7 protein-coding genes are annotated in these 13,110 nt (G+C 49.0%); 2 read left to right on the forward strand and 5 right to left on the reverse strand.

Annotated features, from left to right (window positions below; genetic code table 11):
- Positions 1-34: 34 nt before the first annotated feature.
- From Q1B47_RS02345 to Q1B47_RS02365, 5 genes are all read right to left on the reverse strand, one after another.
- Complete coding sequence (locus Q1B47_RS02345) at positions 35-2,236, reverse strand: OmcA/MtrC family decaheme c-type cytochrome (RefSeq protein ID WP_299788008.1); 2,202 nt, start codon at positions 2,234-2,236, stop codon at positions 35-37.
- A gap of 479 nt (positions 2,237-2,715) precedes the next feature.
- Positions 2,716-4,869, reverse strand: coding sequence for an OmcA/MtrC family decaheme c-type cytochrome (locus Q1B47_RS02350; protein WP_299788011.1), 2,154 nt, complete (start codon positions 4,867-4,869; stop codon positions 2,716-2,718).
- Between the two features lie 81 nt (positions 4,870-4,950).
- A complete protein-coding gene (locus Q1B47_RS02355; RefSeq protein WP_299788014.1) occupies positions 4,951-6,870 on the reverse strand; it encodes an OmcA/MtrC family decaheme c-type cytochrome in 1,920 nt (639 codons plus the stop codon).
- Between the two features lie 120 nt (positions 6,871-6,990).
- Positions 6,991-9,114 carry an MtrB/PioB family decaheme-associated outer membrane protein gene (locus Q1B47_RS02360; protein WP_299788017.1) on the reverse strand — a complete coding sequence of 708 codons (2,124 nt, stop codon included), beginning with the start codon at positions 9,112-9,114 and terminating at the stop codon, positions 6,991-6,993.
- Positions 9,115-9,129: 15 nt separating this feature from the next.
- Positions 9,130-10,092: a DmsE family decaheme c-type cytochrome gene (locus Q1B47_RS02365; RefSeq protein WP_299788787.1), complete on the reverse strand. Its 963-nt coding sequence runs from the start codon at positions 10,090-10,092 to the stop codon at positions 9,130-9,132.
- A 427-nt stretch (positions 10,093-10,519) separates the two neighbouring features.
- On the opposite strand from Q1B47_RS02365, the gene Q1B47_RS02370 reads away from it, so the two are divergent.
- Complete coding sequence (locus tag Q1B47_RS02370; RefSeq protein ID WP_012141878.1) at positions 10,520-10,774, forward strand: FeoA family protein; 255 nt, start codon at positions 10,520-10,522, stop codon at positions 10,772-10,774.
- A complete protein-coding gene (feoB, locus tag Q1B47_RS02375) occupies positions 10,767-13,061 on the forward strand; it encodes a Fe(2+) transporter permease subunit FeoB (protein WP_299788026.1) in 2,295 nt (764 codons plus the stop codon). Before Q1B47_RS02370 ends, feoB begins: the two co-directional genes overlap by 8 nt.
- The last annotated feature ends 49 nt before the right edge of the window (positions 13,062-13,110 follow it).

The following is a 13,110-nucleotide window of genomic DNA, read 5'->3' on the forward strand; positions in this document are numbered from 1 at the left end:
TAACCACCGCTAAAGCGACTTCATTATCACTAAATTAGTGGCCGTGAAGTGCGATTACTTTTTCTGGTGTATGACAAGTCTGACAAGCTTCAGCAGCACGTGTGCGTACGTCTTCTGGGCTTGTGCCATCCAAAATACCACCGTTAGTGACAATGTGTGACTTACCGGCTTCACTCAGGTACTTCTGGTGACAGCTTAAACAAGTACCGGCATCTGATGAAACGAAGATACCTGTGCTGTCAAATGTCTCCATGTTAGGGTAGTTCCAAACACGCTCTGGAGAGCGGCCCAGCTCAAACCCGTTATCGGTATGACATGTCTTACAGTCAGTCTTAACCACAGTCTTAGAGCCAACACCTGCATACTTGAGGTAGTGGCCTTCGGCATGGTGCGCCTTGTAAGCGAAGCTTGTTGGCTTATCAAACTTACCTGAGTTGCGCTCTGACTCTTTGATAGACTTGTCAGGTGTGTGACATGACTGACAGTTTACACCGTTAGAATCATGATAGAACTCTGCGCCGTGACAGCTGTGACACTTAGCATCATCAACGATTGAGCGGCGAGCTACAGCTGGCTCATCAGATTGACCGTTGTTCCAGATGAAACGCATTGGCTCATCCTGAATGTAAGCGGCTTTTGCGTTACTGGCAATGGTCACGCCATCTGCTTCGTAGCAAGACATAGGCTCTACAAGCGGACGACCATAGCCGCCTTTCTTAAAGCATGTCTTGATAACAGGAAGCAGCTCGAAGCTCTTTCCGTTGATATCGGCTGGTAACTCCAGATTTGCACTGACTACGCTGAACGTCTTGCTGGCTTCATCATAAGTTGCTTGTGATGAATCATATAAGCTGATACGACGCTCTGAGTACTTGCTACCTGTCTTGTATTCAGGGTAGTCGGCATCGATATCCCAAGACACAACAATATATGGATTTGAGTAACCTTGCTTGTAGACAAACTCTTTAGCAATTGGAGCACCCGCATCATCGAGAAGCTGTACATCGAAGCTCAGACCTTGGCCTTCAGGCTTGATGTTAGTGAACGTTGCTGAATAGTTCTTGCTGAGTTCATAGGCTTTTGTTGCATCGCCATGAGCTTCAACACCGCTGCGGGCGTAACCCTCTTCGATGTGGCAAGACAAACAATCTGTACTGCCGTGCATCTGAGATGGTTTCTCTGTATGACAACCCACACATGCTGTGTTACTCAGGTTAGCTTTAAACAGGTCGGCATCAGCCGGTGCGTTTTCGCCCTCGACATGACAAGCGGCACAGTCGGCAGCAGGTTTTTGCGGGAACATCACCTTGCCATAGTCATGAATACCACCGCCATAGCCGATAACTTTGTATGGAGCAGGTACCATACCATCAGCCGTGCTGGTCATTCTGTCTTTACCTTTGTGGATCGCATGGATCATGTAGGTAAAGTCGACACTGTTACCACTTTCAGGATCGCCTGAAGTTGCAGTGTGACAAGATGCGCAGTTTTCAATGTTAATGCGACGACCGCCGTGCAGCTCAAGGCTCTCAGGCTGGTGACAGGTGTAGCAAGTTTCAATTGAAACGACGTTACGGGTTTGAATCCCCTCGGTTGCGCCACTCGATGGCTGCCAGTCGTAGTTAGCATTAGCTGCGAAGTTGGCAAGCTCGAGTTCTACAGTAGCTCGCTGTGTACTCTCAGCGTTGTAAATCACTTCCACCGGCTCGACTACGCTGCCGATGTTTTGCTGGAAAGTATAGGTATAGCTACCGTCTTCGTTATCGACCAGACAGGTTTCACAGTCAGCGGCTTTCTCAACACCTGCCTGGAACTGGTTTGATGGGTTGATATGCGACTCACCCTCAGGAATCCAGTCTGGATTCGGTGCTTTTTCTGCGTTGATATAGGCTTGCCACTGATAGCCTCTATCGACCTCTGTCTCACCCATCATCTCTGTGACGTGGGTAAGTTGAGCGATACCGAAGCGTAGGTCGTGATCTTTGGTCAGGCCAAGAACGGCGACACCATTGTCATTTTGTAGTTTGAAGTCGACAGTTACTACGCCAGCCTCGACTGCTGCGTTAGTAAATACCGCATTAACACTTTTTGCGGCATCGATGTTTACACCGATAACGCCATCTTTGCCATCTTCACCATCTTTACCGTCGCTGCCGCAACCGGTAACGACAAATGATAGCAGTCCTGCACCTAATACAGCTTTGGTCGCTGCACTAAAATTGAACTTTTTCATCATGATTATTCCCTGCAATAGTTTTAATCATCACTAAATTATGTTGATTAAGCTCATTCTTATATGAGAGTGATTCTTATTATCAAATCTTTAAAAAACAACTGTTTAGTGTGTGGAATTAATTTCCATCTATAGGCTATCTAAGCAAGGACTTTTTAGCAGGTGTTTTAAGTGCTTTATGTGAGTTATGTCCGACTATTTCTTTAGGGGTAGGTGAATCGGAGATGTTTTTGAGGCAGAACAATAAATATCCCTTTTATTTTAACCGTTTTGTTGCAAAATTATTTATTTAAGCTTCAATTAATCTTTTCATTATTTTCGGCGAACTCCTCTCTTTTTCTACCTTGAACCTTGCTTTGAAAAGAACTGTTACAAGTGTTGCCTGATAGGGTGTTTTCCTGGCCTTAAACCTCCTCTTTCAAGTGGGCTGTATAGACAGATAAGGGAGGCCGTCCCCCTTATCTGTAGGCTTAATACAGGGTTTAATGAGCGTGCAGTCTCATTAATTGCTCAGGTGAATGACAGGTCGAGCAGGTTTCACTGGCGCGAGTGCGTACGTCTTGTTCATCTGTACCATCAATAATTCCGCCATTAGTCTTGATATGGCTGACACCGGCCTCACTGAGGTACTTTTGATGGCAAGATAGACAGGTGCCGGCATCCGACGATACCCAGATGTCTTCACCTGTGAGTTTATCACCAAAGCGCCAAACCCGGTCGGCGGCTCGACCCAGTGTAATTCCCCCGTCGGTATGACAGGTCATACAATCTGTTTTCATCACAGTTCCAGATTGCACGCCTGCATACTTGAGATAGTGCCCCTCTGCTGCGTGGGCCTTATAGGCGAAGCTTGTCGGCTTCTTTCCGCCTGGGTAGCTGTCATCAGACCTGGTTGTTTTGTCCGGTGTGTGGCAGGTCTGGCAGTTTATACCATTGTCGTAGTGGAATACCTCCTGATTATGGCAGCCCAGGCACTTTGCCGTGTCTATGATGCTGCGCCTCATGGCTATCAGACCATCAGGGTCGATTCCCGTACCGGACCAGACAAATTGGTAGGGGTTCTCTTTCACTTCGATGGAGCGGGTGTTGTCAGAGCACTCGGTCATCTCCACCTGGGTAACACCATATCCTCCCTTGTTGAAACAGACCTCGACGGCCGACCAGAGCTCAAAGGTCTTGCCCTCGGCATCGACCGGCATATCGAAATTACTGCCTGTGATGGTGAACGTCTTCGAGTCCGCATCATAACTGCCCTCACTTAGCCTGATGCGCCGGTTGCTATAGGAGGCTTCCATGTACGCCGGATAGTCTTTATCAATGTCCCAGGCAACGATGACACGTGTACCCTGGTTGATAAATTCGCCTGCAACGGCCGCCCCCTCTTTATCGAGAATGCGCAGATCGAATGTCATCTTGCCTTCGTTCGTCAAACCGATATTACTGAACTCGACGCCCATTTCCCGGGCATCGTTATAGGCTTTCATTACATCACCGTGACGTTTCTCTGCGCTTCCTGTTCCGGGGTAGGTATCACTCGAGTTATGGCAGCCCACACAGTTAGTACTGCTATGGTTTTGCGATGGTTTTTCGGTGTGGCATCCCACGCAAGCGGTATTACTGAGATCCGCCTTATAGAGGGCGGCATCGGACGGTGCTCCTTCGCCCTCAAGGTGACAACTGCTGCAATCGGCTGCGGGGGGTTGAGGATACATCACCTTGCCGTAATCATGAATTCCGCCGCCGTAACCTATGATCTTGTAGGGCGCTGCAACCATGCCATCGGCGGTGCTGGTCATCCTTTGGTTACCTTTGTGGATGGCATGGATCATATAGGTAAACTCGACACTGTTTCCGCTTTCAGGATCGCCTGAGGTCGAAGTATGACAAGATGCGCAGTTTTCAATCGCAATTCTTCGCCCACCATGCAGGGCGAGGCTTTCCATCTGGTGGCAGGTATAGCAGGTTTCGATGGAAACGACATTTCGGGTCTGGATCCCTTCGCTGCTCTCTGACGACGGCTGCCAGTCCAGAAAGGCATTGGCTGTTACCTGAGGAAGCTCAAGCTCAAGGGTCGCCCTTTGGGTTGAGTCCGCGTCATAGGTTACAGTTAAAGGTTCGGTCACCTCTGCGATATTGACCTGATAAGTGTAGAGGTAACTGCCGTCACCATTATCGGTGAAACAGGTTTCGCATTCTGCAGCTTTTTCGACATTGGCCTGATATTGATTAGATGGCTTGATGTGTGATTCACCTTCCGGGATCCAGTCGGGATTGGGTTCTTTTTCTGTATTGATATAGGCCTGCCAATGAAAGCCCCTGTCGACTTCTGCTTCACCAATAGTTTCGGTAACACGGGAAAGCTGCGCAATGCCAAAGCGAAGATCATGGTCTTTTGTCAGACCCAACACGGCGACGCCATTGGCGTTAGCCAGATTAAAATTAATGGTCACCTGGCCATCTGATACCACCGCCTGAGTGATATTCGCCGACAGTGTCGTCGTGGTATCGATATCGACACCTATGACGCCATCTTTTCCGTCCTCTCCGTCTTTACCGTCGCTTCCACAACCAAGCAGCAGGGCCGAACAGGTTAGCGCAACCACACTTAGCGCCGAACATTTTCTTTTTATATCCATAACTTTGTGTTCCATTTTGCATCATCAAAGGGCAGGGCACTCATTAAATCACAGCTTGAGCGCCCGATATCCGGGGTCTTCTTAGTCGTTCGGGTGCACGATTGATATATCCACAGGGGCTCCGGTACCATGGCAGGTGCTGCAGCTTTCAGTACCTGCTGTAGCGTCGGCTTCACTGCCCATAAACACGGCCCCTTGCTGAATCATATGGTTCTTGGCCGTTTCGCCTGAGTGGCAATCGCTGCAGATGGCGGCGGTTGCACTGGTAAAGCTTCCGTTATCCATGGCTAAGGGCCTGACGCCCGAGTAGAGCGGAAGAGAGATGCTGAGAAGACCATCGCCATCGCTGATGTGGCATTGTGCGCAGTTGCCTATCTGTCCCGGGTAGTTGAGGGTTTCATAGCCTTCACGTTGCGCACTATGGAGTGCATGGATCAGGTGCTTGTAGTCTGCAGACGAGATCGACGGATTAGCTGCCGCGGCGTCGGCAGTCATGTTTGGGTTATGACAGAGCTGGCATTGTCCCTCAAGATCATTTCGTGCACCGTGGAAATTGAGAGCCTGTATACCATGACAACTGCCACAGCTCTCGTTGGTTACCACGACCCTTCTTCCGGTATCTGTAAGTTCTGCTGCTGAGAAAAACTGATGACTGGATTTGATATTTACCGTGGAAAACTCACCCTCTTCACAATCTCCCAACTTACCCTGTGATGAGCAGAGTTTACCCTGGATAGCTAAGACCCCCTTGTCTGACTCACTTCCGGCTGGAATGGTCAGCCCGCTGATGGTATAGGTATAGTTGCCGTTACTGCCGGAAAGTGGCGGGACCTGTTGCAGTTTTATCGATTTCGCCGAAGGCGCATAATCGAAGCTGGTACCCCAATTCCCATAGACACGGAGATCGTCGATGAAATCGAGTTTATCTGCGCTATCGGCGTAAACCGTATTCGTTGCCGGGTTGGTTAGCGTGATACTGAATGTGACTGTGTCGCCAGAAAGGCCGGCACTCACTATTTCAGCCTTGAACTGTGACAATGCCTCATCGTCACCGCCATCATTGTGGACACTCGAAGTCCAGTCGGGGTTATGACAGGCAACGCAGTTGCTGTTGTCGCTTTGGGCCGGGTGTCCCCTGCCTGATGGGAAATCGATATCGGTATGGCAGGAGCCGCAGGCCTCCATCCCCGGTACACGATTCCAGTTCATGTTTTCAGATAGGGATTCATTGCCGGCGTGACAGGTTTGACAGTTTGCCAGTTCGCCGGGGAAGCCCGTTAGATGTTTAGCATGGATCATCTGCGGAAAAATATTATCCGGGTTACTCACCCTATCGGCGTTGTGACAAGTTACGCAGGTCTCGATCTCATTGTACTTGCTACCATGAAAAGACAGATCGCTATGACAGGTGTTACATGTCTCCATGGTGATCAGGTTACGTGTATAGCTGATGTTGCCGCTGTCGCTCCAGTCGAAGTGCTGGTTAGTGGTAGGCAGTGGCGTACCGTCGGGCAGTGTGTCTCCGCCTAACTTGATTACCACTCTCTGGGTGGCCCCCGGCATATAGCGGACACCATTTAGGCCATCAAATTTGCTACTGAATATGTAGCTATAGTTACCGTTCTTATGGTCGATCAGTTCCCCGGTGCAGCTTGATGAACAGCTCTCGGAGGTAAAGTACTGCCATTGACTGGCGTTGCCGGCATTGGTATAGCCCTGAGGAAGCAGTTGGGCAGCGATATATGTGCCTGTATTGATCCCAACTATCGGCTCATCGTCCTGATTACTGACCCGGTAGTTGACCCTTGCTATGCCCGAATCTATGCTGACATCGGCTATCTCGACCGTCAGGCTGTTAATATCACTCGCCGGAGGGCCGCCGGGATCGCCGGGGTTACCCGGAGCTCCGTCATCACCGCCGCATGCCGTAAGGAGCATAGTCAGGGTCAATGGTATTAATTTGTACACATTCACTCTTGTCGCTGCTTTATACTGTCTCATCATCTCTTCCTTGGAATCTGTGCTAATTCTGCCCTTGCTAAATCCTATGTTTTCAACTCTTATGTTTACAAAAAATGCTTTAATCAAGAGGTCCCGTTATCAGGCCCGGAAAAATTCTGCTTACAGGTGGTAACTCAAGGTTAACCCAAGGTAGTGGGCACGGTAATCCTGGCTGAGCGAGCTGAAGGTCAGTACATTGGGGATGGCGTCCAATGTAAGCCCATTGTTACTCCAGTCCTCATCTTCATACTGCTCAAAGAGCCAATCGACGCGGATTGAAAGCTTTTCACTGAATCGGTAGTCGGCAAATGCGTTGATGTTGTGTTTGGTCGAATAATAATCACCGAATTGTGCTGTAACTCCCTGAGTGACTTCAGTATCACTTTGGCCATCGGAGTAGTTGTAATCGAGACCGAGGGAGAGTTTGCTGTCCATTAAGTTTTCATACTTCACGCTGGCACCGACGAGACTGGAACGCTCATCTTGATTGGCATACCAGTTCGCCTCGCCGAAGTTAGTGCTACCTGCCTGATCGCTGTCCCGCCAATCCTGATTGACAAATGCATTAAAGCTTAACGCTTCGTCGAACAGATACTGTATCGATACGTCGTAACCTGTAGATTCAACATAGGTTAACCCTATACCTGTGTCGGTATAGTCATCCTGGCTATTGTGTAGGTTGGCACTGACAGATACTGCGTGTGAAGGTTGGTATGTGGCCCGTACATTGAACTTACGGTGCTCCCTGTCGGCGAGGTAAGACTTTCTCATCAGAGGATTGTTAGCGCTCGCTGTTCCGGTTGAAGCCCGGTACTCACTGCCACTTCTGTCCTTTACTTCGGCTTTAACCCCGAGAGACCATATCCGGGAGGGGCTATAATTGAGTCTGGCGTATATTCCTGACTCATGTAGTGTTTGCCTGTCGAGATCGCTGTACCTGTTATGATCGTATTTATAACCCGTATCCAGATAGGTATTGCGGGTAAAGCGATACTTGGCAGCGAATGTGGCTTGCTGTCTGGTGCGGTCATACTCCGGGTTTCTTGCAGTCCCGGCATAGTAGCTGTCGGTGACAACCTGAGGCATATTAAGCTGCTCTGTCTTGTTATCCCTCTCCTTGTAGTCGTAGGCCGTACGAACGCTGAGTTCAGGTGTGATGCGACCGGAATATTTCAGACTCATCTCAATCATGTCGACCCGGCCATCCAATGTGGGTTGCGGCAGGGACGGAGATGGACCATTGATAGTCGCGGGCAGAAATGCTTCATCCTGACTGAAACGGCTAAAACCTGTGCGCATCAACACCCGGTGGCCATTGCTGCCGATTCGTGCATTGGCGGCGATACGGTAGGCCTTGTTATCTGTCGGTGCGGCGCTCTGCCCCCGGTAAGCCGCACCGAAAGTGGGGGTGAAGGCCGATTGCCAGTTGATGGCCTCATGATCATTGTTGTAGCGGCTGACCATTGCATCGACACCTGCCAGCCAGTTAGCACCGTTAAAATAGAGTTTTGCCCCCAGTTCATCGGTCGAGTCATCTATGGGGCGGGCGAGCATGGCACTGTTGGTGAGCAGGTTACCATTGAAGGTCTGTTTTCCGGTGCGCGCCTCATGCCGGTAATCGAGTTCGGCTTGATAGAAGTGGCCGGTGTACTCAGCGCCCAGGTTGAATCTATCTCTTTGCATCTTAAGAGCGGCCGGTTCAGCACTATTTGATAGCTCTGCCATCTGGTCTGTTGTAGCGCCTGGTCGCCAGTTTTCGGGCAGGTTCAACAAATCGGCTTCAGGACTATAGGGCGTGGACGCAGCGTTAGTGTCGTAATGGGCGAGAGCCCTATAGCCTAAGACTACCTCATATTGTCCGGGAGTACCGGTAGAGAGGCTTGCGCTGCCATTGTCATACCCCAGCTTATCGGCTGCTATATAAGTTTGATATCCGGACTCATTTTTTAACATCAGTTCAGCTTCAAGGTGAGCGATGGCACCATCCTCATCTGTGCCGCTTGTATTGCCAAAATGGCTGTCAGCTCCATCGTTATAGGCGACACCAGCACCGACAGACCCTACTGTGTCAGCGGATACATTGCAGCGCTTGCATTGCCACTTATCCAGCTTTACTCCGGAGCGATTAGCCTGAGCTAATCCGTAGCCGTCGGCATAGACAGGTGACAACATGCTGCCTACAGCTATGGCGATTAGACTCAATGTGAGGGATTGCTGTCCGGGACTTGAAATTAGGTTACTCATCTTTATCTACTCCCATTATCGCTGCAGTAATTTGCCGGAGGGATGGTTAGAACCATGAACCTGACTGTGACAATTCATACAGCTTTGTCCGGCATTGAAGGCATTTTTACTTCCGGTAAAGACGGCGTTTGAAGCGTGTCCATCGGAAGCATGGCACTGCTGACATAAGTGTGGAGGCTTGCTGATGAGCATGCCTTCATTAACACTGCCATGGGGGTTATGGCAATTTGCACAATTATCACTTACCGGCGAATGTTCCCACAGCTTAGGTCCACGCTTTTCGGCATGACAGGAGTAGCAGTTCTCATTAACACTCATCTGTTTCAGATTTGAGTCACTTAAGCTTCCATGTGGGTTATGGCAGTCACTGCAAACCATCTGTTGTGATTTAAGCGGATGAGATGAACGTTTATGAATATCGGATTTTTGTTGAGTATGGCAGGCGCTACATACTTCGACTTCTCGATTGCGGTCGCTGATCGGGTCGTTACCCGTATGAACTAAGTGGCAACTGCTACAGCTAACGTCGGCGTTGTCATGGTGGTTGCCGCTCCAGGCCATACGTTGCTCATCATTATGGCAGCTCATGCAGACACTATTTTGTTTATGAGCCGGAACGGGGGAGTTAGCCCCGAATGTGATCATCGGCTCCTTGCCACCTCGATTGTGTTTGCCCTGTGGGCCATGACAAGCTTCACATTGAAGGTCTGCCATGGGGGAGCCCTTTATAGCCGCATCTCCATGCATGCCGTCGAATAGCGCCATCACTGCGGCACTCTTTCTGTGACACATTAGGCAGGAGTCCGCACCTTTAGGAGAATATTTGCCTTCGGCAAACTTATTATCGAGAACGGCTTCGACTTCGGCCGGATCTTTTTCATCCCATGGTGCAGCCAATAAATTGAAACTTACAGTTATTAAGACAAATAAAAAAAAGGGAGCCACCTTTTGTTTGAACCGAGCTGATTCCATGTTCATCATCACACATCCTGAGCGCTAAAATGCCATTAGCTGTTATATTAGTAATTTACATGTTTACTGATATTCAATGGTAGAACACTTTTGCTACAGTTGAGTAACATTTTTCTCTGTTGGTCAGGTTAAAGAGCACTGATTTAGAAGGTAAAAATAAAAGTGTGATCAATGTCACGCTCAGAAGGTCGGGGCTGAACTAAAATTAATGGCGAATGATAATCACTATCATTCAGTTGCCGAGAGTATGAATTAATTCCTTTTAAAAGTGTATTAGTTGAGACTTTTGTCACATAATACACAATACAATTGAAAACTATTCTCGTTTTCACTACGAAACATTGATCCAGGTAAAGTTATTCTGCTTTTGCCTCCGTTAGAATTGTTTCAAGTTTAAGAATTATTGAAACCTGTCAAAAGGTAATTAAGCATAATGAAATTAAGCGATTTAAATCCCGGCGAACACGCCACTATTTCTGAGGTCGGCCAATTGAGCTTGCCCTCCGTTGTTAAACGTAAGCTGCTATCAATGGGGATAACGCCAAATACCTCCTTTTTGATGATTCGAAAGGCACCAATGGGGTCGGGTCTTGAACTCGATATCAGAGGGAGCAAGCTTTGTATGCGTCGTGATCTGGCTGACGTTATTGATGTAGAAAGAGTAGAGGTGGAAAAAGCCAATGCCTAAGCAATTTCATTGTGTGACCGTCGGTAACCCTAATGCGGGTAAATCGACACTGTTTAATGCATTAACAGGCGCGAACCAGCAGGTGGGTAACTGGTCTGGTGTGACGGTTGAGAAGAAAACGGGTCAGTTTACACTAAATGGCGCCGATGTTTACCTTACAGATCTCCCAGGTATCTATGACCTGCTTCCTGCCGGCAGTAGCTGTGATTGTTCTTTGGATGAGCAGATTGCTCAACAGTATCTGGCAGAACAACAGGTCGATGGTATCATCAACCTTGTCGATGCGACGAATATTGAAAGACACCTCTATCTGTCAGTACAGCTTCGTGAACTTGGCATTCCAATGGTCGTGGTGCTCAATAAAATTGATGCGGCCAAGAAGCATGGCATTGAAATCGATGCCGAGAAGATGGCACTTACATTAGGCTGCCCGGTTGTCAGCGTTTGTTCTCGTGATGAAGGTGATATCGAAAAGGTTAAGGCTCAAGTTGTCGATCTTCTTGAAGGTAAGGTTTCTGAAGCACCTCTTGTTCTTGATTATGATTCTCGCATTGAGGCTGGCGTAAGTTCTCTGTTAGCTAATGATTCTGGTCTGAGCCGCGGACGTGCTTTGGCTATGCTAGGCAACGGATTAGGCTGCGGGAAGTGTAAAAATGGTCAGATGCTCGCTGAAGTCAATCAGTGCTCTGAGTCTCTGTCCAGTCAAGGCCAGGATATCGAGATCATGGTTGCGACGACCCGATTCGATTTTGTTCAGAATGTTTACACTTCTTCGGTAAAGACTAATGGTGCTGAAACCATCAGTGATAAGTTAGACAAGGTTATTTTGCACCCTGTTGCCGGTGTGCCTGTCTTCCTGTTTGTGATGTATCTGATGTTTATGTTCAGTATCAATGTCGGTAGCTCATTTATCGATTTCTTCGATATTACAGCCGGTGCTATTTTTGTCGATCACCTGGGCGCATTTATGTCTGGCATGGGCTCTCCGGCCTGGCTGGTGACACTGGTTGCCGGTGGTATCGGGCAGGGTATTCAAACTGTGGCGACCTTTATTCCGGTTATTGCAGCACTGTTTTTGGCTCTGTCTGTACTTGAAGGCTCTGGATACATGGCACGTGCGGCGTTCGTTGTTGATGGCCTGATGCGTAGAATCGGCCTTCCCGGTAAAGCCTTCGTTCCTATGATTGTTGGTTTTGGCTGCTCGGTTCCCGCTATCATGGCGACCCGAACCTTAGGCAGTGAGCGCGAGCGTATCGTGACCGGTATGATGGCCCCCTTCATGTCATGTGGCGCACGTCTTCCCGTTTACGCACTCTTTGCTGCCGCGTTCTTCCCTGAGTCGGGTCAGAACCTGGTATTCCTGCTTTATATCATAGGCATCTTTGCTGCTGTGGGTACCGGTTTGTTACTTCGCTCGACACTACTTCCGGGAAGTAGCAGCGCCGTGGTAATGGAGCTGCCAAGCTATGAAAAGCCGAAGTTTAAGACTGTGATGAACCGTACCGGTAAGCGTACCAAGAGCTTTATCATGGGCGCGGGTAAGACCATTGTTATCGTTGTAACTTTACTGAACTTCGTTAACTCTATCGGGATCGACGGCTCTTTTGGTCACGAAGACAGCTCTGAGTCTGTATTGAGTGTTGCGAGCCAGAAGGTCACACCGCTATTTGCTCCTATGGGCGTTGAGCAGGATAACTGGCCGGCTACCGTGGGTATCATTACCGGTATCTTCGCTAAAGAAGCCGTGGTTGGAACGCTAAACAGCTTGTATAGCACGCCAGCAGGTGAAGAAGAGGAGCTTGCTCCTTTCATTGAGTCGCTAAATGAGGCATTGGCAACGATTCCGGATAACTTGTTAGGTATTCAGGTTGATGATCCACTTGGGCTTGATGTGGGTGATGTCTCATCGGTTGCAGTAGCATCTGAAGAGCTGGAAGTTGATTCCTCTACCTTCAGTGCGCTTCAAGCCGGATTTACCGGTATTGCTGCAGCATTCGCTTACCTGCTATTTGTACTGCTCTACACACCTTGTGTTGCCGCTATGGGCGCCTTGGTCGGTGAGTTTGGTGGGCGCTGGGCTGCATTTGCCGGAGCCTGGACGTTTGCCTTAGCGTATGGCGTGGCGACCATCTTCTATCAGGTTGCGACCTTCAGCGCACACCCGCTACAGTCAGGTCTCTGGGTTGGTTTCTTCGTCGCGGCACTGGTTGGCTTCTACCTATGGCTGAAACAGAAAGCCAAGCGTAGCCAGACGATCATTCCCGGCATAAAGATAGTTACCGAATAAGCGTTAATTAATTCATGGTTTAAAAAGCAGCGATTTTTCGCTGCTTTTT

The sequence above is a fragment of the uncultured Shewanella sp. genome, assembly GCF_947501225.1.
In the GTDB taxonomy this organism is placed as follows: Bacteria; Pseudomonadota; Gammaproteobacteria; order Enterobacterales; family Shewanellaceae; genus Shewanella.

Coding starts and splice junctions, on each gene's coding strand:
- Q1B47_RS02355 (WP_299788014.1), bottom strand. CDS start 6,870: ATGAGACAGTATAAAGCAGCGACAAGAGTGAATGTGTACAAATTAATA.
- Q1B47_RS02370 (WP_012141878.1), top strand. CDS start 10,520: ATGAAATTAAGCGATTTAAATCCCGGCGAACACGCCACTATTTCTGAG.
- Q1B47_RS02365 (WP_299788787.1), bottom strand. CDS start 10,092: ATGAACATGGAATCAGCTCGGTTCAAACAAAAGGTGGCTCCCTTTTTT.
- Q1B47_RS02360 (WP_299788017.1), bottom strand. CDS start 9,114: ATGAGTAACCTAATTTCAAGTCCCGGACAGCAATCCCTCACATTGAGT.
- Q1B47_RS02345 (WP_299788008.1), bottom strand. CDS start 2,236: ATGATGAAAAAGTTCAATTTTAGTGCAGCGACCAAAGCTGTATTAGGT.
- Q1B47_RS02350 (WP_299788011.1), bottom strand. CDS start 4,869: ATGGATATAAAAAGAAAATGTTCGGCGCTAAGTGTGGTTGCGCTAACC.
- feoB (WP_299788026.1), top strand. CDS start 10,767: ATGCCTAAGCAATTTCATTGTGTGACCGTCGGTAACCCTAATGCGGGT.